Below are 24,471 nucleotides of genomic sequence, written 5' to 3' on the forward strand. Positions count from 1 at the left end.
CCGGAAAGGATCGCAATTGCCGACCATCATGAACCGCAGGCAGGCAAGCGCCCTGCTGGCGACAGCGCCATTGGCAATGACGATAGCAGCGCGAGCGGCATCTCCGCGCCGCTTGTTGCTGCGGGGCGCGGATCACCTGCTGACGATGACCGGAGTGCCGCGCCAGAAAACGGACCTGCTCATTTCCGGCGGCTGGATCGAGGCGATTGGTCCCAACCTGCCTGTCAGGGAGGCAGACGTCATCGACCTTTCAGGGCACATCCTGATGCCCGGTTTTGTCGATACCCATTGGCATATGTGGAACACGGCGGCGCGAGGGCTATGGCGAAGCGCCAAAGGAGGCTTCATGCCAACTATGGCGGCGATAGCACCGCATTTCACACCAGCAGACGTGGCGATCGGCGTCGATCTGGCGCTCGCCGAAGCGGTGAGCAGTGGCATCACCACCGTCCACAACTGGGCGCATAATCTACGCAGCCCCGCCCACGCGGAAGCCGAAATTGCCGCAATGGTCCGATCCGGCGTTCGCGGTCGCTTTGCCTATGGCTACGCCCAAGATGCCGACAAGGACCAACCGATGGACCTCGACCATCTGTCCGCGATCGCACGTAGGCCGCCATCGGCTCTGGTCTCCATCGGGATTTGCGCACGTGGCCCGGATCGTTCCGACGCCGAAGTCTGGCAGGCGGAATGGGACGCCGCGCGGCGGCTGGGCCTGCCAATTTCCACCCATATGGCGTCCGACGCCAAGGCAGCAGCGGGCGGCGGCATCGCGGCGCTCGCGGCCAGAGATGGTCTCGGCCCCGACGTACAGCTCGTCCACCTGACAGCTGCATCGCGCGCAGATATGGACCGTGTGGCAAAGGTCGGATCACCCGTGTCAATTAGCCCCTGGACCGAACTGGAGGTCGGCTATGGTGTGCCGCCCATTCCGGATATGATCGCGGCCGGATTGCTGATGGGTCTCTCCGTCGATAATATGGTGTTGGCAGGACAGGCCGACATGTTTTCCGTGATGCGTCTGTCGACGGATCTAGCGCGTGGGGTCTCGCGCGATCAGCTGTTGGTGGAGGACATGACGGCGCTACGCTGGGCCACGGCAGTTGGTGCTCAAAGCCTGGGTCTGGGGAAGCGGGTCGGTGCGCTGGTGCCGGGGATGCGCGCCGATGTCATTGCAGTCCGGGTAAACACACTGAATACGATGCCCCCCGCCGATCTGCCCTCGCTACTAACCCATTCCGCACGACCCGATGATGTGTCGCTCGTCCTGATCGACGGCGTGGTGCACAAGCGCGATGGCCATTTGATCCGGGTCGATCTGCCGGCGATCCAGGCGCAAGCGGCGGCTTCTATCGCGCGAATGCGATCGACTACTGCCGTCTGAAGGGTGTCGCAGTTCTGCCGATTGGCTCTTTTGGCGTTTCGCGCGTTGTTCGCGAGCAATAATCCAGAAAGATTTCATGACGCACTCCGGCCTCAGTGAAACCCTTAACCTCCGCGCCGCCACGTTACCGTCGAGGGAGGCGGACTGGAGACATCCCGCCGACCCACATCCTGCTGTGCGACAAGGAATAGCCGTCATGAGCAGCCTGTGTCAGAGGGGTGGCCGCAAAATGACGCGGGTAGCTTCCTTAGCACTACTGCTGCTTAGCGCATGTGACATGCTGCCGCACGATCCGGCCGGTACATCGACACGGATCGAGCATAGTCGCACCTTCACCGTCGCGCTTGCAGACCCCGCCATCTCGTCCGCGCCGCAGGTCGGCAGGCTTGTCGCGGAAATCGAGCGGCGCACCAATGCGCATGCTCAATGGCGCAGCGGATCGGGTGAGTCCTTGTTCCAGCAACTCGACGATGGCTCCCTTGATCTGGTCATCGGCCGCTTCACGGCCGATAGCCCCTGGGCAACCGGCGTGGCCTTTGCTCCTGCCCTTTCGACAAGTGACATAGGAGACGCGCAGATCGAATTGAAAGCCGCGATGCGCAATGGCGAGAACCGGTGGATCATGACCGTCGAGCGCGCCAGCCGGACAATATCGCAGGAGGCACGCAACCAATGAGCGAAACCAGCCTTCCGCAGGAACTGCGCGACACGATGGCCAAGGCGGTCCGCCTTGAATATTGGAACATCTTCTGGACGCTCACCATCATCGTCACCATGGGGCTGGTGCTGGGCCAAAGCGAGACGATGAAGACCGCCTGGATCGAGGATACGCTGGGACTCGTCCCGCCGATCATGTTCCTGATCGCGGCGCATATGGAGCGCCACAGCCATCGCTCCCGCCGCTTTCCCTTCGGCTTTGAACGGGTCAACGGGCTTGGCTTCTTCGTCGCGGCGGTCGCGCTGACGGCGGTCGGCGCGCTGCTGCTCTATAATGCGTTGATGGCGCTCGGCTCACGGGAGCATGCCACCGTCGGCTCTATTGTCATTCTGGGGCACGATCTGTGGCTCGGCTGGCTGATGCTCGCCGCGCAAATCTATTCGCTGATCCCTCCCCTCTTCATCGGGCGCAAGGAACTGCCGCTCGCTGAACAGCTCAACGATAAGCTGCTCCATACCGACGCGCTCATGAACAAGGCCAACTGGCTGACCGGCGCGGCGGGGCTGGCCGGGATCATCGGCCTTGGCCTTGGCTGGTGGTGGGCGGATTCGGTGGCGGCGGCGATCATATCTGTCGATGTGCTCAATGACGGGATCAAAGCGCTGCGGTCCTCCACCGCCGAACTGGTCGACGGCGCGCCGCGGGCGCTGTCCAGCACGGACCTGTCTGAGGACGCACAGAAGGTCTGCGATCGACTACAGGCAGAATTTCCCGATGCGACAGTGCGTCTGCGCGAGACCGGGCGGCTGATCCGGGCCGAGGTGCATGACACCCATCCGCCGTCGGAATGCCGCCATCCCCGACATTATTGGCCCGACGAGGAGGATCGGGCCTGGCGGCTGGCACAGGTCAGCTTTATTCCACCAATGCAGAATGACAATGAGAGCTAGATCGGCGGCGGCTGGCGGATCGCGTCGGCCTGCTTCTCCGGCCTGATATAGATGGAGGTCAACTGCGGTACGCTTGCCTTCATCTCACGCTCGATATCTTCGATCAGGCTCTCCGCCTCCCCCATCGGCAGGTGGTCAACGAAATCGGCGCTAATCGCGACAAACACGGCATCGGGCGCCGTGTGAATGGTGCGCACATGGTTGACCGCGCTGATCTGCGGCCGCTTGTCGAGGATTGCCCACACCGCAGAGACGATAGCTGGCTCCGCGCTTTCGCCGATCAACAGGCCCTTCGCTTCGCGCGCGAGCAGGGCCGCAACACCCGCCAGGATAAGGCCGATCGCGATCGACGCGACACCATCAATGTGAGGATCGGCATAATGATGGCTGGCCCATACGCCGATGCCCGCAATGCCAAGACCGATCAGAGCCGCACTATCCTCGAACAGCACGATAAACCCTGCCGGGTCCTTCGACCGGCGGATCGACTGCCACCAACTGCTCGCACCGCGCTTCCCGTTGAATTCCCGCACCGCGATGGCCCAACTCGTTCCCTCCAGGAGGACGGCAACACCCAGCACCACATAGTTGATCGTCGGGTCGCGCAATGGCTCCGGCTTGGCAATGTGCAACCAGCCTTCGTAGATCGAGACACCAGCCCCTACCGCGAAGATGAGGATCGCGACGACGAACGCCCAGAAATAAAGTTCGCGTCCATAGCCGAAAGGGTGGGTGGTATCGGGCGGACGCTTTGCCTTGGCCTGCCCGTACAGCAGCAGAACCTGATTGCCGCTATCCACCAAAGAATGCACGCCTTCGGTCAGCATGGAAGAGGAGCCGCTGATCGCCGCCGCCACGAATTTGGCGATGGCGATCCCGACATTGGCGAACAGGGCGCCGTAAAGGACAATATTCTCGCGAAACCTGCCTGACGGACCAGTCATGCAGCTTAACCCGGATAGGGACTGGATTGCAGCAAATCTGCCAAATGCGCGGCATTGCTCGCGACCATCTTCGCAGTCTTTGTCACCATGTCCGGCGTCTCCTTCAAATCCTTGAAGTCGGTCGATCCCATCGCTTCGCCGACCCAGTAACAGGCGGCTACCGCCGGGATAGTCCAGCCAACGTCGTTCAGCGCCTGAAAAAGCTGAGCAGACGAGAAATGCGCACCGTCCTCATTGCCCACGATCGCGGCGACCGCGACCTTGCCGTAGCTGGGCATCCGGCCCTGATCGTCGGTCTCGGACAGAAAGGCGTCCATCCGCTCCAGCACGCGCTTGGCGACGCTGCTGATCTGCCCCATCCAGATCGGACCACCGAAGATGACAATGTCGTGCGCCAGTATCTTCTTCCGCAGTGCCGGCCATGCGTCGCCATCGCCTTCATCGGAAGTGACGCCGGGCTTTATATCGAGCGCAGCAGCCCGAACGGTTTCGCTTAATGTTACCCCCTTCTCGCCAAAAGCCTTTGCCAAGACGGCGATCATAGCGTCGGTCGAGCTGTCCTCTCCGGCATCCGCCTTGAGGGTGCAATTGAGCGCCAGAGCCTTGATCGGCATCGATCATCTCCTTTCCGGTCTTGTCGACCGCAGGGTGCGACCGTCCGTTCATCACAGGGAGAACTCTTGAGCCATCAATGGGTTCTTGGGAATGAAGGAGATAGTTGATGAGCGATACCGCACAGATGATCCATGAGGACGCGCTGCCCGGCCATGAGAGCAAGCTCTCGCCCAAACCCGATTGGCAGCCGCGCTATATCGGATCTGGCCGCCTCGCCGGAAAAGTCGCGATCATTACCGGCGCCGACAGTGGCATCGGCCGGGCGGTTGCCGCGCTCTATGCGCGAGAAGGCGCCGATATCGCGATCGTCTACCTTATGGAAGATGATGACGCCGCAGAGACCAGACATATCGTCGAGGCGGAAGGATGCAAAGCGATCACCCTCCGCGGCGACCTTGGCGAGAAAGTCTTTTGCGACGATGTCTTAGCCCAGACGCTGAAAGCATTCGGCAAGATTGACATTATCGTCAACAATGCCGGTGAACAACATCCGGACAAAGACATCACCGACATCAGCGAGGACCAGCTTCGCCGAACATTCCAGACAAACATCTTCAGCATGTTCTTTCTGGTGCAGGCCGCCCGCCCACATCTCAAGGCGGGCGCCGCTATCGTTAACTGTACAAGCGTGACCATGTACCAGGGTAGCTCCGAGCTGCTGGACTATAGCGCGACCAAGGGCGCCATCACCGCCTTCACCCGGTCGCTGTCGGAAAATCTTGTCGGCGACGGCATCCGCGTGAATGCCGTCGCTCCTGGCCCGATCTGGACACCGCTCAACCCCTGTGGGGGCGCCAGTCCCGAAAAGCTGGAGCATTTCGGTGAAAGTACGCCCATGGGTCGCCCCGGCCAGCCCAATGAAGTCGCGCCGTCATTCCTTTTCCTGGCGTGTGACGACTCCAGCTATATGTCCGGGCAGGTGCTGCATCCCAATGGCGGTACCATCGTCAACGGATAACTGATTTATGGCATGATCTCGCGGATGCGCTGCGCCAATATATCCATTGCGAAAGGCTTGGTTAGAAGCGCCATGTTCGGCGCAAGCTGTCCATTCCCGATAACGGCATTTTCGGCATAGCCGGTGATGAACAGAACATGCAGATCGGGTATCAGACTGAGCGCCGCATCCGCGACCTGCCGCCCATTCATCCCGCCCGGCAACCCAACGTCGGTAATGAGCAGGTCGATCCCGGCATCCGCCTGTAGCAGGCGCATCGCGCTGGGGCCGTCAAAGGCTTCCAGCACGGTATAGCCCATCTCCTCGGCAACCTCTACGACGAGCATGCGGACGGTCGGTTCGTCATCCACCACCAGCACCGCACCGGCCCTTTGTTCCTGCTCTCCTTGCAGACTGGGAACCAGGGCAGCGCCGATCCCGTCGTCAGCGCTCTCCCCTCCGGAAAACAGGCGTGGCAGATAGATGCACATCGTCGTGCCCATGCCCAATTCGCTGTAAATCCGGACATGGCCGCCCGACTGGCGCGCAAAGCCATAGATCATCGACAGGCCCAGCCCCGTCCCCTCGCCCATCGGCTTGGTCGTGAAGAATGGATCGAACGCGCGCGAAATGACCTCCGGCGTCATGCCCGTGCCGGTATCGGTGACGCAGATCGAGATATATTGGCCGGGATCGAGATCACGCTCCCGCGAGGCCGCCTCGTCCAGCCATTTGTTGGCGGTTTCGATCGTGATACGACCGCCATCAGGCATGGCGTCACGCGCATTGATGCACAGGTTCAAAAGCGCATTTTCAAGCTGGTTGGGATCGACCAGCGTGGTCCAGATGCCCGCCTTGCCGACCGTCTCCACCTCGATCTGCGGCCCGACGGTACGGCGAATCAGCTCTTCAAGATCGAAGATCAACCGGTTCACATCGACCGGCTTGGGGTCCAGCGTCTGGCGCCGGGAGAAGGCGAGCAAACGATGGGTCAGGGCAGCGGCGCGGCGGACCGCCCCCTGCGCCGCGACCGAATATTTGTCGATCTCCGCAATGCGTCCTTGCGCGATGCGTATCTGCATCATTTCCAGCGCGCCGGAAATGCCGGTCAGCAGATTGTTGAAGTCATGCGCCAGCCCACCGGTCAACTGACCGACCGCTTCCATCTTCTGCGACTGACGCAGCGCCTCTTCGGCCCTGTCCCGCTCGGCCGTGGTCGTGACGACCTCCTCCGTCAGCGCGCGTTCCAGCGCCTTGCGCTCACTCACATCCAGCATGGCGCCGACCATGCGAAGCGGCGCGGCATTCTCGTCGCGCAACACATAGCCGCGGTCGAGGATATCGGCATAGCTGCCATCGCCGCGTCTGAACCGATATTCGTCGGTCCAGTCTGTGCCCGTGCCTTCGATCACGCGATGGATGCTGTCATCGACCCGCTGGCGATCGTCGGGATGGATATGCTCCAGCCACCATTCGCCGGTCGGCGCGACATGCTCCAGCCGATGGCCATAAGCCTGCTCCAGCGCGATATTCCAGGTCACATGATTGGCGCGCAGATCCCAGTCCCAGATAGCGTCGTTCGTGGCCCGCCCCGCCAGCCGAAGACGTTCCTCGACCTCGCGCAGCGCTTTCTGCCCAAGGCGATCGGCCGTCACATCCTGCACCGTGCCGATCAGGCGGATCGGCACGTCATCCTCGAACAGGGCCACGCCCTGCGCATGGATATAGCGATCGACCCCATCCTCGATTCCGACCGTCCGATATTCTGTGTCGAACACGCCTGTTCCCGCAGGATCCAGAGCCGCGCGAACGGCTGCATCCGCCGCCGACCGGTCATCGGGATGCAAACCGGCGAGAAATGCCGTCTCGTAACTGACAGGAGCGCCGGGGCTGAGGCCGAATAGCGCACGGCATCGGTCATCCCATTCCAACTGGCCGGTCTGCGGCCAATAGTCGAACTGCCCCATTCGCGCCGCGCGGGTCGCCAGTTCAAGCTTGTCCCGGCTCGTGGCAAGCGCTTCGCGCGCCCTGTACGCCGCCGTCACGTCCGTCGCCGTACCGAACCATTCCAATATCTCGCCATCATGCCCCAGGATCGGCACGGCGCGCGACGCCGTCCAGCCGATCGCGCCGTCCGCCTGCCACACCCGATGCTCCAGAACGAAAGGCGATTGGGTGGCGATGGCCTGCGCGATGGCATCCTGAACGACCGGCCGCTCTTCGGGCGGAATATAGGCTTCGATCCAGCGGACCGAAGGGGCTTCCGTATCGGCCAGAAAACCCCGTCCATCGAGCTGCCGCATTTCCTGCCAGTCGGCGCTCATCTGATAGATGGCGTCCGACGTCGCCCCCACCAGCGCGCTGAAGCGCGATTCACTGGCCGCGCGCCTGCCTCCTTCTTCCGCGATCCGCCGGGCATCGGTAAATTTCTGCGTCGTATCGACCGCAACGTCGAGAAGGCCGACGATCGCCCCATGATCGTCGCGCAGCGGGCTGTAGCTGAAGGTCCACCAGGTATCTTCGGCATAGCCGTTGCGGGTCATGACGAGATGCATGTCCTCGACTGACACCGTTTCGCCCGCCTTCACGCGGGCAATGAGCGGCTCAAGATCTTCCCAGAGTTCGGACCAGACCATCTGCATCGGTTGGCCCAGTGCAGCAGGATGCCGATCACCCAGAAACGGGGCGTAAGCGTCATTATATAGGAAAGTGAGATCGTCGCCCCAGGCGACGAACATCGGAAAATGAGAAGCGAGCGCTAGATCGACGGTCGTCCGCAGGGATATGGGCCATTGCGCGCGAGCCCCAAGGGCGGTGGTGGACCAGTCAAAATTATTCACGCTTACCCTTATGGAAGCGTCCGATGAGGGCGGTGCGGAAAAAATCGAGGCCATTCAACTCCAATATCCGGTCTTTCCAGCCATGTCATTCGCCAGGATTGCAACATGGATCAGCCATCCATTGGGTGCCGACGCCTTTGGTCTGGCGCGCTCCATTCATGAAAACATAGCGCTCGGCGGCTCAAGCCTGCGTTCGCGATTTACCTGAACCGCCGGGCGCTTGGAAAATGGATCATCACATCCTTTCAGGCGAGGATACGTAGCGACGGCTCACGGTCATAAAAGCGCAGAGCCGCCGCCTTCACGAATGCGCCATCGATCCCGGTAATACCCGCGTCCGGCACCACCCCTGCCTTGTCGAGCAGCGGCTGTGCTGTAGCACTTGCGCCGATGGCCTTGAGATGGCCGTAGGCGTTCATCACGAATTCGACAGCGGCCGCCTCGTTGACGAGCATCGCACAGCCCTCTTTCGACAATATGATCGCCACCGCGTCGAAAATCTGACTGGGCGACCCGGCAAGCTGACCATCAGCCTTCTGCTGCTTGCCATCGGAGAGCTTCGCGCCTCCAACCTTTGGTGCGACGATCACTGCCTTGCCTTTGGCTTTCTTCACTGCTGCCACAACCGCGGCCAACTCGCCTGCATCACTTCCATCCGCGATCAGAACACCGACCTTTCGTCCCTCAAGCGTGGCCTGCATATTCTTGTGGATCGAAAGCGCGTCCGACGGCGGCATATCGATCGGCGCCCTTGCTGCCGGCGCCTTCTTCGGCAGATCGATGCCAAGGCCATCGGCAACCCGCCTGGCGAGATCGTCGTCGACGTTACGCAGATTGGCGACCATCCGATCCGGAACCTGATCGAGCTGTTCGACCTTCGAAAGTTCGAACACGAAGGACGAAGCGATGTGCGCCTGCTCGCTGGCCGTCTGTGAGCGGTAAAAAAGTCGGGCTTGGCTGTAATGATCGGCGAAAGTCTCCGACCGTATGCGCAGCTTGTCACCACTCTCGTCAGGGCTGGTGGCGGCATTCACCGTGGCAAAGCCGGTATCTTGGTTCTCACGCGGGCCGCCCTCCTCGCCATGCGCTGCCAGACTGTTGGGCTCATAATTGGCGCGCCCCTTGGGCACCATTGTCTGCATCTTACCATCGCGCTGGAAATTACCGAACGGACAGCGCGGCGCGTTTACTGGGATCTGATGGAAGTTGGTGGTGCCGAGCCGCGAGTTCTGGGTATCGAGATAGGAAAAGAGCCGCCCCTGAAGCAGCGGATCGTTCGAAAAATCGATGCCCGGCGGGATGTTCGAGGGCAGGAATGCAACCTGTTCTGTTTCGGCGAAGAAATTATCGACGTTGCGATTAAGCGTCAGCGTACCGATAAGGCGCACCGGCACGTCCTCTTCCGGAATCAGCTTGGTCGCATCGAGTACGTCATAAGGCTGCGCATTGGCGAAGGCCTCATCGAAGATCTGAATGCCCAGATCCCATTGCGGGAAATCGCCTGCATCGATCGCCTCGAACAGGTCACGGCGTTGATAGTCATTGTCGGCCGCCTGAAGCTTCAATGCCTCATCCCAGATGGTCGACTGAAGCCCAAGCCGCGGCTTCCAGTGGAATTTTACGAAATGCGCTTCACCCTTTGCATTGACCAGCTTGAAGGTGTGGACGCCAAAGCCTTCCATCATGCGAAACGAGCGTGGCAGGGTCCGGTCGGACATCGCCCACATCAGCATATGCGTGGTTTCGGGCATCAGCGAAGCCCAGTCCCAGAAAGTGTCGTGCGCGCTTCCTGCCTGCGGATAGCCGCGATCGGCCTCCATCTTGACTGCATGGACGAGGTCGGGAAATTTGAGCGCGTCCTGAATGAAAAAGACCGGGATGTTGTTGCCCACCAGATCCCAATTGCCCTCACGCGTGTAGAATTTGACGGCAAAGCCGCGCACGTCGCGCGGCGTGTCGACCGATCCCGCGCCACCCGCCACAGTCGAAAAGCGGACGAATACCTCGGTCTTCTCGCCCTTGGTAAAGACCGCTGCCCTGGACAGATCGGAAATGTCGTCAGTCGCCTCGAATATGCCATGGGCGCCCGATCCGCGCGCGTGGACGATCCGCTCGGGGATGCGCTCATGATCTAAGTGAAAGATCTTCTCGCGAAGGACGAAATCCTCCAGCAGCGTGGGTCCGCGCGATCCGCTCTTCAACGAATTTTGATTGTCGGAAATCGGTACGCCATGATTGGTCGTGAGGACTGCCGTATCCAGGTTCCCGGCAGTCTGATGGGTTTCGCCGCCGCTTGCCTTGCTGCTGGATTTCGGAGTCTTTGCCATTTGAATGTCGCCTTTCTGCATGTCGTTCGATCGGAATGGGGCGGACCATATTTTGCTGTCGCGATGCGTCTGTCGCACGCATGTCGAAGGTCCGTCCCTGCTGTTCGAGGCATTGGCCGACGAGATCGACCCGAGCCTTCACAACGCGCCAGACGCAGTTTGTTCACCGCTGGATCGCGCTCCACACCGATTTTCCCCTGACGGTTTAACCTGGATTTACTGTGCTCGTTATCGCCAGCCATCAGCGCGGCTATTCACGCGATTTCGACCCATAAAATTCCACACTGTATCCCGCCAGCATGGACCCGCCGAATGGTCCAAGCGTTAGCGCGCAATGATAAGGATGGAGAGAGGGCGCCGCCTGCGGTGGATCGGCTGGCTATTGGTTGGCCTCGCCATATTGGCTTCAGCCTGCCTCATCGCCCTCGCCGCCTTTCCCGTTGGCCTATTCAAGGACAGGATCGCTCGTCACATCGGCGCAAGGTTCGCAACGAATGTGTCGATCGGCTCGATCGGACGGCGCGAGGTTTTCTCCTTCACGCCGACGATCCTGATACGGAATCTCGCGATCCGGCAGCCGCGATGGGCTGGCACTGGCAATATGGTTCAGGCCCGGTCGGTGGAAGTCCAAATTTCGATCCTCTCTCTCTTGACAGGCGGCGGTGCCCGGCCAGACGATGCGGTGGCGCGCGGACTATCCCTTGCGCTGGTTCGCGACGCGTCAGGGCGGGCGAACTGGGAAAGACCAAAGGATGGACATGACAGCGACGCTCAAGGCACCGGTCTGGGGCGATTGCTCGTGCCCGATGGCCGCCTCTCCCTAAATGATGCCAAGCGCGCCCTTTCGCTTTCCGGCACCTTTGCTTCTGATGGGAAGGGCTTGCGCATCGATACAGCCGGTCGCTTCCACAACGCACCTGCAAGCCTGGCGATCAGGGGCGCGTCCATCTCTGGCCGAAGGCCCGATGCGGCTTATCCGATCGCATTGAAACTCCAGTCGCCCTTGCTGCATCTTGACGCTTCGGGGCAGACACGCGGGCCGCTCAACCTGCGATCCATGTCGCTCGAAATCCGTGCGACATCACCGAACCTCAAATATCTCGATGATGTGATCGAAGCCGGCCTGTTCGGCACCCAGCCCATCGATCTCCACGCCAAGGTCCGCCATGCCGGGCGGGACTGGTTCGTCGAGCATGTGACAGGTCGTATAGGGCGATCCCCGCTGGTCGCGAAAGCCGACATCCTGAAGCGCGACGAGCGCACGAAGATCGATGCCGACGTACATTTCAGCGCCTTCGATTTCGACGATCTTTCCGACGCGCAAGGCAAAGCCAGAGCCAGAGCGGTCGAAGCTCGGATCGGGCCCCGCGTCCTGCCCGGCACCCGCATCAACCTTGCAAAGGTGGGGCCGACCGATGGCGTCATCCGATTCAAGGCGGATCGGCTGTTGCTGACGGGTTCGATGTTCCAGTCGCTGGCTGGCACGATCCGGCTCACCGGCAAATTGCTCGAACTCGATGATATTCATGCGAACATGTCGAGCGGACGGATGAACGGCACCGTCAGGATCGATCAGCGCGGCGGCGCCACAAAACCATATTTTGCCATGGACCTGCTCTTCACCGACGGGCGCCTTGAAAAATTGATCGGGACGCAGGGCGCAACCGGCGCTCTGCGCGGCCGGGTTAAGCTGTCGGGTACAGGCGATACCATTCGCGAAGCGCTTGGCAGGGCCGACGGACATGCCGGGCTAGTGGTGCGCGACGGGCAGGTGAAACGCACGCTCGCCGCCGTGCTGGGGCAGGATCTGGGCAAGGCGATCGGGGCTGCATTGCGCAACAAGGACGCGGAAATACCCTTGCGTTGCCTTGCCATCGACTTTGCCGCCAAAGGTGGCATCCTTACCCCTTCTCCATTTCTGGTCGATACATCCATATCCTCTGGTACAGGCCAGGGAACAATGTCGCTTGCAACCGAGCGCATAGCACTCACGATCAGGGGGAGATCGCGCGATCCGAGCGGCCTGCGCCTTGTCGATCCGATCAGGGTGGGTGGCAGCTTTTCGGCACCGACCCTCAGCGCCGCCGGCGATCCCCCGGCAGCAAGGCGAGCGCGGGCTCCATAATCAAAGCGGTTGGCAAATCGATTGGCGGGGCGCTGGGCCTAACGAAGAAGCGCGATATGGATGATGACGCTACGCCTATGGCGGTGGATTGCGGATCGATGGAACGACGAATATTGGCTGCTCGACCGCCTCGATCCTGACGCCTCGCCGACTTAGCCTTGACTGTCCGTCCGCACCCACAGACTGACGGAGCCGCCATTGACGCGCAGCGCCGCCTTTCCGGCATCATCGGCGGCTACCTCTTCTTCGCAATGACCCAAAAAGTCGCGAAAGCTTACCCCGGCATGGTCTGGCCCAAGCTCGACGATCTTGGTCGTCTCTGCGCCATTGTTGACAAGGAGAATGCAACCGGCCTGCCCCGCTGTACCGTGCCGGATAACGCCAAGGCAATCCGGATCGTCGAACAGGTCGGTCTGCGGCCCGTTGGCAAAAAGCTGCCGGGCCTCGATCAGCTTTGGCAGGCAAGGAACCGGCATGATCTCTATCTCATGGGTTTCGCCATCCCCGCCCGCATCACTATATTTCGCGCCATAGAGATCGGGGTAGAAGATGCACGGCACGCCCTGTTCACGGATAAGGATCAATGCATAGGCCAGCGGCTTGAACCAGTCCTCGACTGGGGCCTCGAGAGCCTGAAGGGGTTGCGTGTCATGATTGCCCACGGTCGTCACGGCATGGTCGGGCGATGCCGCAACCAGCGCACCATCGAATAGGGTACGCAAATCGAAATCGCCACCGGCCCGCGCCGCGTCATGAAAGCGGTGCAGCAAACCGACGTCGAACAGCATTAGTTGCTGATCCACCAGATCAAGATAGGCCTGAAGCGCCTCCATGTCGGGATGCCAATATTCGGCGACGACGAAAAGCTCGCTATTCACGCTTTCGCGCATATGGCCCACCCAGTCGCGGAAGAACCAGGCGGGGATATGCTTGGCTGCATCCAGGCGAAACCCGTCGCACGGCAGTTGTTCCGCCAGCCAGCGCCCCCAATATTTTAGTTCCTCGTAAACAGCGTTGTTTCGAAACTCGACGTCTGATCCCATCAGATAATCGAAATTGCCCTTCTCGCTATCGACCTCGCTATTCCACTCGCCATCGCCATATTCGTTGACCAGCCGGAATACCCCGTCTTCGGTCGGCTCCTCGATATGATCGACGCCGGTGAAGCATTTGAGAACGGCGGAGCAATATTCGGCCACGCTAGCGGCGGGATAGTCCTGCTGCGGGCGGCGTAAAAGTCGTCCACCTTGAAGCCTTTCTGCCAAGTCAGGGAGGTGTGGGGATCTACAGCGTGGAACTTTATCTTCAGGTCCGTTTGGCTTGCGCGGATGGCATGAGCCAGCGGGCGGCGGCGAAGCGTTTCAATGTGTCGCGCGATACGGTGCGCAAGATGCTGTCGTTTTCATCGCCGCCGGGTTACCGGCGTCAGTCTGCACCGCAGCGCCCGAAGCTGGACGGGTTTGTGGGGATCATCGATGGATGGCTTGAGGGGGATCGCGGTGTCCCGCGCAAGCAGCGCCATACGGCGAAGCGGGTATTCGACCGTTTGCGCACCGAGCATGGTTTCACCGGCGGCTATACGATCATCAAGGATTACATCCGGGAGCGCGAGCAGCGCAGCCGGGAGATGTTCGTGCCGCTGGCGCACCCGGCGGGAGATGCACAGGCCGATTTCGGGGAAGCTCTGGTGGAGATCGGCGGGGTGGAGCAAAAAGCCTACTTCTTCGCGCTCGATCTGCCGCACAGTGATGCCTGCTATGTGCGAGCCTATCCGGCGGCGGTGGCGGAGGCCTGGGTGGACGGACATGTCCATGCCTTCGCGTTCTTCGGCGCGGTGCCGCGCTCGATCGTCTATGACAACGATCGCTGCCTTGTGGCGAAAATCCTGCCAGACGGCACGCGCAAGCGTGCCACGCTGTTCAGCGCTTTCCTGTCGCATTACGTGATCCGCGACCGCTATGCCCGCCCGGGCAAGGGGAACGAGAAAGGCAATGTGGAAGGGCTGGTAGGTTACTGCCGCCGCAATTTCATGGTGCCGATCCCGAAGTTCCCGACCTGGGAGGCCTTCAACCTGTGGCTGGAGGAGCAATGCCGCAAGCGCCAGCAGGACAAGGTGCGCGGGGAGAGCGAGACGATCGGTGAGCGCTTGCAGCGCGATCTGGCGGCCATGCAGCCTCTGCCCGCTACACCCTTCGAGGCCTGCGATCAGACGAGCGGGCGGGTCTCCTCGCAATCTCTGGTGCGCTACAAGACCAACGATTATTCGGTTCCGGTAGTCTGGGGCCATCAGGAGGTCTGGATCAGGGCCTATGTCGATGAAGTGGTGATCGGATGCCGCAGCGAAGTTATCGCCCGTCATCCTCGTTGCTATGCCCGCGAGGAGGTTATCTTCGCCCCGCTCCACTATCTCCCGCTGGTCGAGCAGAAGATCAACGCATTCGACCAGGCCGCCCCTTTGCAGGGCTGGGATTTGCCCGAAGCGTTCGGGACGCTGCAGCGGTTGATGGAAGGGCGCATGCACAAACATGGCAGGCGCGAATATGTGCAGGTGCTGCGCCTGCTGGAAACGTTCACCCTCGCCGATCTCCAGGCGGCGGTGGAACAGGCCATCGCCCTTGGCGCCATCGGCTTCGATGCCGTCAAGCACCTCGTCCTGTGCCGGGTCGAACGCGTACCGCCCAGACTGGACCTGGACATCTATCCCTTCCTGCCTCGCACCACGGTCGAGAAGACCGTTGCCAGAGCCTATCTGAGCCTGCTCTGCGACAGGCAGGAGGCCGCATGAGCGATCAGGCACCGGAGATTCTTCTCGCTCACCATCTCAAGGCCCTCAAGCTGCCTACGTGCCTGCGAGAGCATCACAAGCTCGCCCGGCAATGTGCCGCTGAAGGCGTCGATCATATCCGCTTCCTCGCCCGTCTCGTCGAGATGGAGATGATCGACAGGGAGCGTCGTATGGTCGAGCGGCGCATCAAGGCCGCGCGCTTCCCCGCCGTCAAAAGCCTCGATAGCTTCGACTTCGCCGTCATCCCCAGGCTCAACAAGATGCAGGTGCTCGAGATGGCGCGCTGCGAGTGGATCGAGCGGCGTGAGAACGCCATCGCTCTGGGGCCATCGGGCACCGGGAAGACGCACGTAGCTTTGGGGCTCGGACTGGCAGCATGCCAGAAAGGACTGTCGGTGGGCTTCACCACTGCGGCGGCGCTGGTCAGCGAGATGATGGAGGCGCGCGACGAGCGGCGTCTCCTGCGCTTCCAGAAGCAGATGGCCGGATACAAGCTGCTCATCATTGACGAACTGGGCTTCGTACCGCTCTCCAAGACCGGTGCCGAACTGTTGTTCGAGCTGATCTCCCAGCGCTATGAGCGCGGCTCCACCTTGATCACCAGCAACCTGCCCTTCGACGAATGGACCGAAACCTTCGGATCCGAGCGCCTCACAGGCGCGCTCCTCGATCGTCTGACCCATCACGTCAGCATCCTCGAGATGAACGGCGAAAGCTATCGCCTCGCTCACAGCCGGGCCCGAAAGGCCAAAACCAGACCCTGAAAATCAAGCCAATGCCGGGGGGAGTGGCCTTCGGGCTACGCCCTCACGCCACTCCCCCCGGCATGTAACACCGTGGCCTGGTTTTACGCCGCCGCATGGCCGACTTTTGCTCCGCCGTTGACAGCCAACCCCGCTCGTTGCCGTTGACTGGGAAAAGGAACGGAAAAGCTATGGCCAGGCAAAAATCTGACGAACCTCGTATCGAGACGTTCGAGGGGCCGGCCGGCGGCTGGGGGTCGGTTCGTTCCCTCGCAGAAATCTTGCCTCGCGAGCAGCTGCCCGTTCAAGGGTTACGAGAGCTTGCCCGGCAAAACAAACCCGCTGGCTTTGCCTGTGTCAGTTGCGCCTGGCCCAAGCCTGCCCATCCTCATCCCGCCGAATTTTGCGAGGAAGGTGCCAAGGCGACGGCATGGGAACTGACTAAACTGCGCACAACGCCTGAGTTTTTCAAGGACTATAGTCTCACCGCGCTCCGGCAGTGGCGGGACTATGATCTCGAGCAACATGGGCGGCTGACGCATCCCATGCGATATGACATAGATTTAGACAAATATGTCGCCTGTTCATGGGATGAAGCATTTGATGCCATTGCTGCGGCGCTAGGCACCTATGATCCCAATTCTGTCATATTTTATTCGTCGGGCCGCACCAGTCTGGAGGCGTCATACATGTACGGCCTGATGGCCCGAATGTACGGTAACCAGAACCTGCCCGACAGCTCGAACATGTGCCACGAATCCACCTCTGTTGGCCTCAAGGCGGCTATCGGTGTCCCTGTCGGAACGACGCAGCTCAAGGATTTTGAAGAGTGCGATGCAATATTCTTCTTTGGCCAAAATGTCGGGTCGAACGCGCCGCGGATGCTCCATGACCTGCGCGCCGCGCGCAAGCGAGGGGTAGAGATCGTTACCTTCAATCCCCTGCGTGAACGCGGGCTCGAGCGATTTACCGATCCACAAAATCCGATCGAAATGGCGACGTTATCCGAAACGGGCATTTCGACCCAATATCATCAGGTTAAGGCAGGCGGCGATATCGCTGCTATCATGGGCATCGCCAAGTTTCTTATCGAATGGGACGATGTCGCTGCCGCAGCGGGAGATGCTCCTGTTCTCGACCATGATTTCATAAAAAGACATACCCATGATTTCGACGCTTTCGCCGACCGGGTTCGCGCTACCGAGTGGCACGATATCGAGCGGGAAGCAGGGCTCGACCGTGGCGCGCTGGAGCAAGCGGCACGCGTCTATGCGATCTCAAAAGCTGTGATGGCGATCTACGGCATGGGCCTTACACAACATGTGAGGGGCGTCGAAAACGTTCGCATGCTGGTCAACTTCCTTCTCCTGCGCGGCAACATCGGTAAACCCGGTGCTGGCCCAACACCCGTTCGCGGCCATAGCAATGTTCAGGGACAGCGCACGGTAGGCATTACAGAGAAAACAGAACTGGCCCCTGTCGAGAAGTTGAAGGAGCTATACAGCTTCGATCCGCCCACGGAAAAAGGGCTGGACACGATCGAAACCTGTCGCGGTGTAATCGATGGGTCGGTCAAAGCCTTCATCGGGATGGGAGGCAATTTTCTCCGTGCCGTTCCGGACACAGGGCCGATGGAGGCGGCATGGCCTTCGCTAGACCTTACCGTCCATATAGCCACCAAGCTTAATCGAAGCCATCTTTTGCCGGGCCGCGTCGCCTATCTTCTTCCCTGCCTCGGGCGGATCGAGCAGGATATCCAGGCTAGCGGCCCGCAGGCCGTTTCAGTCGAGGATTCGAGCAGCTGCATCCATGGCTCCGTGGGTAAGGCAAAGCCTGCCAGCCCACATCTTCTTTCGGAGCCTGCTATTGTGGCTGCCATCGCTAAACGGATCGTGCCATCCAACCCTCGAATAGATTGGGACGGATGGGTTGCCGACTATGCACGCATCCGGGATGCGATTGAAGCGACCTACCCCGATATCTTTGAAAATTTCAATGAACGCCTCTTTCAGCGCGGCGGCTTCTGGAAAGGCAATAAGGCATCCGAGCGCATTTGGCTCACGCCTAGCAAGAAGGCGGAGTTTCATGTTCCAACCGGTCTTTCGGCCACTGGCTTTGCTGACGTTGCAGGGCGATATCGCCTGATGACTTTGCGTTCGAATGACCAGTTCAACACCACCATATATGGGTTCCACGATCGCTTCCGCGGTGTGAAGGGCACGCGGGACGTTTTGTTTATGAACGCTGAAGACATGGTGCGTGAAGCGTTGAGCGAAGGCGACATCGTGACGCTTGAGTGCGCCCTGGATGACGAAATTACACGTCGGCGCTCAGGCCTGATCGTGACCCCGTACGACATTCCTAGCGGATGCCTGGGTGCTTATTATCCAGAATGTAACTGCCTCATCCCTGTCGAGCATCACGCAGAGCAGAGCCATGTACTTGCAGCCAAGTCAGTTCCGGTCAAACTCCTACCCACCAACAGCCAGAAACCGTTTATGTGAACGGCGCGATATGATTCAGGGTCTTTGAACAGTCTTACTGCGAGGAAGGCTGTTGAGCGTGCCTTCAATCAGTGCGGGTATGACCGGAATAAGTTCGCGTGCCAGAAAGCCCAGTTCGCCAATCGCCGCCGCCGCGGCTTTACCGGCTTGTCCGTGGATCCACGCACCCCAGGCAGCAGCGAGAGATGCTGCCGAGCCTCTGGCAGTCAAGCCACCTATGAGGCCAGCAAGGACGTCGCCTGATCCTGCTGTCCCCAAACCTACACAGCCGCCGCTGTGGACAAGACATTGTCCGTCAGGCGACGCCAGATAGCTGATCTCTCCTTTGAGGAGAATAACCGCGTTCCACCGCGCCGCCATCTCGATTGCGACCGCGGCGGGCTCAGCCCGGATCTCTTCGAGAGACAAACCGCTCAAGGCGGCCATTTCGCCATGATGAGGCGTCAAAATCGCTCTATCGCCCAAGCCCCCACCGGACGGGCTATATTCACGAAGAACGACAAGCGCGGCTGCGTCGAGAATGAGACTGCCAGAAAAGCAGAGCCGGTCGAGCAGATCGATCAAGAACGCCTTTGTACCTGCAGTCGTGCTCATACCCGGCCCCAGAATGAGCGTATCGCAGGCGGCGATCCGATCCGTCAATAATGTCGCCGCGTTGGAAGCGATTTCTCCATCGCCGTCGGCAGGCAGAGCGATCATGGCGGCCTCGGGCACAAGAACACCCAAAGACAGAGCCGAAGATTGCACCGTAGCCATTTGCAGCTTTCCGGCACCTGCGCGCAGCGCGGCTTCTCCGGTAAGGCGAAGCGCACCAGGCACAAATTCCGAACCTCCCACGACCAGAACGCGGCCACGGCTGTTTTTGTCGGCACCTTGCTTGATCGCCGGCAGCGGATGTCGCTTCAGCCACGCCTCGTCGAGCGGGAGGCAGCTCATCCGCGTGCGCCGGCAATGGCATCGGGCGCACGGGTCACGGGCGTGTCGTCCTGCTCGACCGGGGCCGTCACATTGTATCGACCAAGCAATAGTCCTCCCCTTTTGCCACTGTCCGCGTCGAACGCATATTCGGTGATGGCGCAATTGGCGACATCGCCTTCACGGTCGATCTCTAATATCTCAACCTCGGTCATGCCTTCGACGATGTAACGCAAACATAGCACCACGACCTGATGGGTGAAGATCATCACATGCCGATCTGCATGATGAAGCGCAATCGTGTCCATGACGGAGCGCAGTCGCAAAATGACATCGCACCAACTTTCACCCCCTGGGGGGCGATGATAGAATTTGCCTAACAGCTTGCGAAATTCTGCCTGCTGCGGCTCAATGCTATTCACTCCCATGGATGTAAGTCCATCAAGGATACCGAATTCTTTCTCCCGCAGCCTCTCATCAAAGCAGATGGGCACATTGCTTGCGCAGCCTCCAGCCTGGCGAAATAGATCGGCAGTCTCGCAAGCGCGTCGGTAGGGCGACGCAAGAAGCACATCGGGACGCTTATGCGGTGCCTCACCGGCATACCAACGTCCGAGCGCTCGGGCCTGGTTACGGCCCAGGTCGCTCAGGGGTACGTCCGCGTCTCGTTCGGAAAGAGCTATGCGATCGACATTGGCCTGCATGGCAGCATCCCGCGCGACATTGCCTGCGCTCTGACCATGCCGAACGAGTGTCAATTTCCTCGGCCAATGCATCGGCTTCTCCGCTTTTTCCTTTTCGCAGAAATGGATAGAGTGCCCAAATGATCCCCGTTAGTGCCCGGAAATGAAGCACGATCAAGGATATTTCTCTCTTCAATCGAGTTCACCGGAATGAGAGGAACCTATTAGCCGGGAATCATGCATGCGTGATGATGTCGAAGCATTAACGCTCATGGCGGAGGAAATTTCTCTCCTCCGAGACCTTGCGACGCAAAATAAAAGCGATCCAAGCTGGATCCTGGTGCTCGCATGCGCTGACCACCTGCATGAAATCATGGATCATTTTGCGGGCGAACAGGGGCATTTGCGCGGCGAAATGCCCTGGTGGCGCGCATTCCAAACAAAGTCATGACCAGATCCTCATATGAACCCTCAACAAGGAAGGCATGTCTATCGAGCCATGGATATAATGTTCGGGCGTGGGGTTGTTGCAAGACTGCCACTTGGCAGTCCCTCGAATTCCGTGAGGTCCAATGGCTCGCTCGCATCAGACCCATTTTGTGAAGATCCATCCCAGTCAATCCAGTAGCCTTAACAATGAGCATGACAAAGCCTCGCGAAGCGAGCTTGCGCGCAGGATAGCCAGTCTCGGCAAGGGAAGATTTGTCGATCATGACATTTTGGGCGACCAACAGACTTCAGGGGGTCCAACTGACACGCTGTTCATTCCAACGGGGACGATCGACCTTTCGACGGCAAAAGAACTGGGCATCCGGACCGAGAGCCAGATCTACGGGGGCGTCGTACCGTTTCCCTTTGTCGGCAGCAAGGTCATCACACATCCGGCCTTCAGGGACGATCCTGCAATTCCGGCCGGATGGTGTCCTGAACTGGGGTCCGCTCTTGCGCCCCATGTGCTTTCAGGCTGGTCGGCCTTCACTCTCGATACGGTCCGCGCTGCCGCTCTTGATATGCTCGGGCGTACGGCGATCCGCCTGAAGGAGGTTGAAGCCACTGCCGGACTAGGCCAGTTCGTCGTTACGTCGGTCAAGGAACTAAACGAAGCAATGGCCCAGCTCGACGAGGCTGCCATCGCCAGACATGGCGTGGTGATCGAGGAGAATCTCGATGATGTCGTCACTTACAGCGTCGGCACGACGCGACTGTTTGGCGAGGCGATTTCCTATTGGGGTACGCAGCGGCTCACCAGTAACAACAGCGGCGCGACTGTCTATGGCGGCTCCACCCTACATGTCGTGAGGGGGGGGCTGGAGCGGCTTGCGAGCCTCGGTTTGGCCGAGGAATTGCAGCAGGGTATCGATAAAGCGATAGCCTATGATGCTATCGTCTCACGTTTCTATCCGGATTTGCTGGCGTCTCGCCGCAATTACGATGTAGCAGCCGGCGTCAATTCGTACGGGGAACGTCGCGTCGGCGTGCTCGAGCAGAGTTGGCGTGCTGGCGGCGCGAGCGGCGCGGAGATCGCGGCGTTCGAAGCCCTGGCGCGTGATCCCGACCGGTCGGCTGTGACATGCATGACGATGGAGATTTATGGCGAGGTCGATGCCGCTCCGGATGGCAGCATTATCTATTATAGCGGTGTCGATCCCGTCGCAGGGCCAATGACAAAATATGCGATGGAGTTGGAATGACAGGCAGTCAGTTAACCTTTGATGTCCAGGGAGAGAGCCTGGAAGCAACCTTGTTGTCGCCTGACAAGCTCGTCCCTGGCATCCTTTTCATCCACGGATGGGGCGGTTCGCGCGAGCAGGATATGGTGAGAGCCGAGGAGATCGCTCAACTGGGCTGCATCTGCTTCACGTTCGATCTGCGAGGCCATGCCAAACATGCCGAGGAGCGCAATGTCGTAACCCGTTCGCACGGTCTTGCAGACGTGACAGCGGCCTATGATTATCTCGTCAGGCAGGACCAGGTCGATCCGTCGGCGATTGCGGTCGTCGGCACCAGCTATGGCGGCTATCTCGCGGCATTGCTCACTGCGGCTCGTCCGGTCAACTGGTTAGCGCTTCGTGTTCCTGCGCTCTATCCTGACGAACATTGGGATGTGCCCAAGGCGAAGCTCGACCGCGATCTCATCAATGCCTATCGGGCGCGCTTTCGAACGGGCCGGGAAGACAGGGCTCTTGCCGCTTGCGAGCGCTTTGCCGGCGACGTTCTGATCGTTGAATCGGAACATGACGATTATGTTCCGCACGCGACCATCAGCTCCTATATGTCGGCGTTCCACAACAGTAATTCGCTGAGCTACCGTATTCTAAAGGGCGCTGATCATTCGCTGCGGGATGAAGGCGGCCGGCGCGCCTACAACCAGTTGCTTTTGACCTGGATAGAGGAAATGGTCCGTGGCGGTCGCCGTGCGTCATCATCCGACGCCCAGGCAGAGGCCAATCTTCCATCGCAGGCGACAAAGCTTGCGCAGGGGTAATTGTTTGCAAGCAGATGGATACTCGTTGCGATGCTGAACTGTGGAATGGCCCATTATTCCTGTTCGTGCGTTGGTGCCGAAACAATAGGAGTTGATGGCCATGTCCATGTCGGTTGAAGATCTGTCGCACAAGATGAAAGAGATCGATTTCGCCATGCTCGCCACCCATACAGGCGACGGTGCGATCGGATCGCGTCCGATGAGCAATAATCGTGAAGTCGATTATAAGGGTAGCGCCTGGTTTTTTACGGAAGATACCGCGCGCATGGTGTCGGATATTGAGGCCGATCCCGCGGTCAACCTGAGCTATCAAGGAAAATCGGGTTTGCTAGGCCAGCGCCCCTTCTTTTTGGCGGTAGAAGGCACCGCCTTGCTCATCCGCGATAAGGATCAATTTGAAGCGCATTGGACGAAAGGCCTGGAAAAATGGTGGCCGCAGGGCCCGCAGACACCTGGCCTCGTCCTAATCCAGGTGATTGGCGAACGTGCGCATTTTTGGGATGGCGAAGAGGAAGGCGAATTATTTTTGGAGGATGCCGGATGATGAGATCGGATGAGAAGCCCTCGCCGCGCCGCCTCGCAAAGGCCGGCGCGGTCATTTGCGGCGTGATCATCGCCCTCTTCATCTTCATATTTGTCGCGAGAAATGTCTGGCATGGCGAGGAACTTGAACAGGATCAGGCCACCGGCAACAACGTCGCGACCGAGCATAGCGGCCCATCCTATAACCAGCAGCCTTGAACCCTACAGGTTTCAGCGGAGCTTGGAAGCTGGACCATGTTCAGGGGAGCCTAGCCGCTGCCAGCCTGCAGCGACATGAGGGCCTGAATGATCGCAAGATGGGTCAGCCCTTGCGGCATGTTGCCCAGATAGCGGCCGGACACAGGATCGATCATTTCAGGATATACGCCAGCTGTGTGCGCCAGCCCCTCAATCGCTTGGGTAAATGCCCTGGACGCCGCTTCAGGCTGACCAAGCAGAATTTTGGCCTCGACCATCCAGAAGGTGCAGGCGAGGAAGCAGCCTTCTTCCTTGTCGGCTCCGGAATAGCGATGATGATAGGGTCCACAGCCGAGCTCCCGATCGATCGCCTCGATCGTTCGACGAAGGCGATCCCGTCCATCGAACCCAAAGCGCACAGCAAGGGCGAGGGACGCATCGAGGCGATCCGAGCCCGGATAGAAACTATAGGCGCCGAGGCTCTCGGACCAGCAATGCTCCGTTATCCAGGCCTCGACCCTGTTTCGTTCGCGTGACCAGCGATCGCGGCACGTCGTCGGCAATTGTCCTGCGTCGGCCAGCTCGACCGCGCGGGCCAGGGCCTGCCAGCAACTGATTTTCGACATGGTATAATGCTGCTCCTGGGCAAGCTCCCAGATGCCGCTATCCTTCTGGCGCCAGATGTCTGCACATTGATCGGCAAGATGGGCCAATATTTCTGCGCTGCGCGCGTCCAGAATATTGCCATGGTCTACGAAGCATGCCGCGGTCTCGAAGATATCGCCATAAATTCCATGCTGCCGCTGATCCGTGGCGCGATTTCCAGCAACAACCGGCTCTGAACGGCGATAGCCAG

General features: G+C 59.9%; 21 protein-coding genes and 1 pseudogene. 14 read left to right on the top strand and 8 right to left on the bottom strand.

Annotated elements, in window-relative coordinates; genetic code table 11:
* The first annotated feature begins 16 nt into the window (after positions 1–16).
* From ACFOKF_RS22680 to ACFOKF_RS22690, 3 genes are all read left to right on the top strand, one after another.
* Entirely contained in the window at positions 17–1,384 is a 1,368-nt protein-coding gene (locus tag ACFOKF_RS22680; protein WP_380798626.1) for an amidohydrolase family protein, read from the top strand.
* A 277-nt stretch (positions 1,385–1,661) separates the two neighbouring features.
* Complete coding sequence (locus ACFOKF_RS22685; RefSeq protein WP_380798625.1) at positions 1,662–2,060, top strand: hypothetical protein; 399 nt, start codon at positions 1,662–1,664, stop codon at positions 2,058–2,060.
* Positions 2,057–2,992 carry a cation transporter gene (locus ACFOKF_RS22690; protein WP_380798623.1) on the top strand — a complete coding sequence of 312 codons (936 nt, stop codon included), beginning with the start codon at positions 2,057–2,059 and terminating at the stop codon, positions 2,990–2,992. The genes ACFOKF_RS22685 and ACFOKF_RS22690 overlap by 4 nt, the downstream gene beginning before the upstream one ends.
* Here ACFOKF_RS22690 and ACFOKF_RS22695 read toward each other — a convergent pair.
* Positions 2,989–3,936 carry a cation diffusion facilitator family transporter gene (locus tag ACFOKF_RS22695; protein WP_380798621.1) on the bottom strand — a complete coding sequence of 316 codons (948 nt, stop codon included), beginning with the start codon at positions 3,934–3,936 and terminating at the stop codon, positions 2,989–2,991. The two genes, ACFOKF_RS22690 and ACFOKF_RS22695, sit on opposite strands and share 4 nt — an antisense overlap.
* 5 nt (positions 3,937–3,941) lie before the next feature.
* Complete coding sequence (locus tag ACFOKF_RS22700; protein ID WP_380798620.1) at positions 3,942–4,550, bottom strand: flavodoxin family protein; 609 nt, start codon at positions 4,548–4,550, stop codon at positions 3,942–3,944.
* Positions 4,551–4,657: 107 nt separating this feature from the next.
* On the opposite strand from ACFOKF_RS22700, the gene ACFOKF_RS22705 reads away from it, so the two are divergent.
* Positions 4,658–5,509, top strand: coding sequence for an SDR family oxidoreductase (locus ACFOKF_RS22705; RefSeq protein WP_380798619.1), 852 nt, complete (start codon positions 4,658–4,660; stop codon positions 5,507–5,509).
* A gap of 5 nt (positions 5,510–5,514) precedes the next feature.
* Here the strand turns inward: ACFOKF_RS22705 and ACFOKF_RS22710 are convergent, their stop codons facing one another.
* Positions 5,515–8,382 (bottom strand): hybrid sensor histidine kinase/response regulator, encoded by a 2,868-nt coding sequence (locus ACFOKF_RS22710; protein ID WP_380798868.1) that lies wholly within the window; start codon positions 8,380–8,382, stop codon positions 5,515–5,517.
* Here ACFOKF_RS22710 and ACFOKF_RS22715 point away from each other — a divergent pair.
* Positions 8,339–8,536, top strand: coding sequence for a hypothetical protein (locus ACFOKF_RS22715; RefSeq protein ID WP_380799362.1), 198 nt, complete (start codon positions 8,339–8,341; stop codon positions 8,534–8,536). The two genes, ACFOKF_RS22710 and ACFOKF_RS22715, sit on opposite strands and share 44 nt — an antisense overlap.
* A 37-nt stretch (positions 8,537–8,573) precedes the next feature.
* Here the strand turns inward: ACFOKF_RS22715 and ACFOKF_RS22720 are convergent, their stop codons facing one another.
* Positions 8,574–10,655 carry a catalase gene (locus ACFOKF_RS22720; protein ID WP_380798870.1) on the bottom strand — a complete coding sequence of 694 codons (2,082 nt, stop codon included), beginning with the start codon at positions 10,653–10,655 and terminating at the stop codon, positions 8,574–8,576.
* Between the two features lie 880 nt (positions 10,656–11,535).
* Between ACFOKF_RS22720 and ACFOKF_RS22725 the strand changes: the two genes are divergently transcribed.
* Positions 11,536–12,780, top strand: coding sequence for an AsmA family protein (locus ACFOKF_RS22725; protein WP_380798872.1), 1,245 nt, complete (start codon positions 11,536–11,538; stop codon positions 12,778–12,780).
* A gap of 152 nt (positions 12,781–12,932) precedes the next feature.
* Here ACFOKF_RS22725 and amyA read toward each other — a convergent pair whose 3' ends face one another.
* Positions 12,933–13,979, bottom strand: coding sequence for an alpha-amylase (gene amyA / locus ACFOKF_RS22730; protein WP_380798874.1), 1,047 nt, complete (start codon positions 13,977–13,979; stop codon positions 12,933–12,935).
* Positions 13,980–14,071: 92 nt separating this feature from the next.
* Between amyA and istA the strand changes: the two genes are divergently transcribed.
* The 3 genes from istA (at position 14,072) to ACFOKF_RS22745 (ending at position 18,812) form a co-directional block, all read left to right on the top strand.
* Entirely contained in the window at positions 14,072–15,565 is a 1,494-nt protein-coding gene (istA, locus tag ACFOKF_RS22735; RefSeq protein ID WP_011608156.1) for an IS21-like element ISSsp5 family transposase, read from the top strand.
* A complete protein-coding gene (gene istB, locus ACFOKF_RS22740) occupies positions 15,562–16,329 on the top strand; it encodes an IS21-like element ISSsp5 family helper ATPase IstB (protein WP_007011060.1) in 768 nt (255 codons plus the stop codon). Before istA ends, istB begins: the two co-directional genes overlap by 4 nt.
* A 170-nt stretch (positions 16,330–16,499) precedes the next feature.
* Complete coding sequence (locus ACFOKF_RS22745; RefSeq protein ID WP_380798876.1) at positions 16,500–18,812, top strand: FdhF/YdeP family oxidoreductase; 2,313 nt, start codon at positions 16,500–16,502, stop codon at positions 18,810–18,812.
* A gap of 15 nt (positions 18,813–18,827) precedes the next feature.
* Here the strand turns inward: ACFOKF_RS22745 and ACFOKF_RS22750 are convergent, their stop codons facing one another.
* Both ACFOKF_RS22750 and ACFOKF_RS22755 read right to left on the bottom strand, forming a co-directional pair.
* Complete coding sequence (locus tag ACFOKF_RS22750) at positions 18,828–19,748, bottom strand: NAD(P)H-hydrate dehydratase (protein ID WP_380798877.1); 921 nt, start codon at positions 19,746–19,748, stop codon at positions 18,828–18,830.
* Positions 19,745–20,503, bottom strand: coding sequence for a histidine phosphatase family protein (locus tag ACFOKF_RS22755; protein WP_380798879.1), 759 nt, complete (start codon positions 20,501–20,503; stop codon positions 19,745–19,747). The genes ACFOKF_RS22750 and ACFOKF_RS22755 overlap by 4 nt, the downstream gene beginning before the upstream one ends.
* Before the next feature lie 148 nt (positions 20,504–20,651).
* Here ACFOKF_RS22755 and ACFOKF_RS22760 point away from each other — a divergent pair, with 148 nt between their 5' ends.
* From ACFOKF_RS22760 to ACFOKF_RS22780, 5 genes are all read left to right on the top strand, one after another.
* A complete protein-coding gene (locus ACFOKF_RS22760; protein WP_093087316.1) occupies positions 20,652–20,861 on the top strand; it encodes a hypothetical protein in 210 nt (69 codons plus the stop codon).
* Between the two features lie 121 nt (positions 20,862–20,982).
* Positions 20,983–22,101 carry a DUF3182 family protein gene (locus ACFOKF_RS22765; RefSeq protein WP_380798880.1) on the top strand — a complete coding sequence of 373 codons (1,119 nt, stop codon included), beginning with the start codon at positions 20,983–20,985 and terminating at the stop codon, positions 22,099–22,101.
* On the top strand, positions 22,098–22,895 hold the full coding sequence (locus ACFOKF_RS22770) for an alpha/beta hydrolase family protein (protein WP_093087319.1): 798 nt from the start codon (positions 22,098–22,100) through the stop codon (positions 22,893–22,895). Before ACFOKF_RS22765 ends, ACFOKF_RS22770 begins: the two co-directional genes overlap by 4 nt.
* Positions 22,896–22,995: 100 nt before the next feature.
* Positions 22,996–23,439 (top strand): pyridoxamine 5'-phosphate oxidase family protein, encoded by a 444-nt coding sequence (locus tag ACFOKF_RS22775; RefSeq protein WP_380799333.1) that lies wholly within the window; start codon positions 22,996–22,998, stop codon positions 23,437–23,439.
* The gene (locus ACFOKF_RS22780) at positions 23,439–23,636 is read left to right on the top strand and encodes a hypothetical protein (RefSeq protein ID WP_380799334.1); all 198 of its coding nucleotides are present in this window, start codon (positions 23,439–23,441) and stop codon (positions 23,634–23,636) included. Before ACFOKF_RS22775 ends, ACFOKF_RS22780 begins: the two co-directional genes overlap by 1 nt.
* A gap of 50 nt (positions 23,637–23,686) precedes the next feature.
* Here the strand turns inward: ACFOKF_RS22780 and ACFOKF_RS22785 are convergent.
* A pseudogene (locus tag ACFOKF_RS22785) lies at positions 23,687–24,469 on the bottom strand (glycoside hydrolase family 15 protein); the annotation flags it as partial.
* Positions 24,470–24,471: the final 2 nt, after the last annotated feature.

Source organism: Sphingobium rhizovicinum (assembly GCF_042647625.1).
GTDB classification, from domain to species: Bacteria; Pseudomonadota; Alphaproteobacteria; order Sphingomonadales; family Sphingomonadaceae; genus Sphingobium; species Sphingobium rhizovicinum.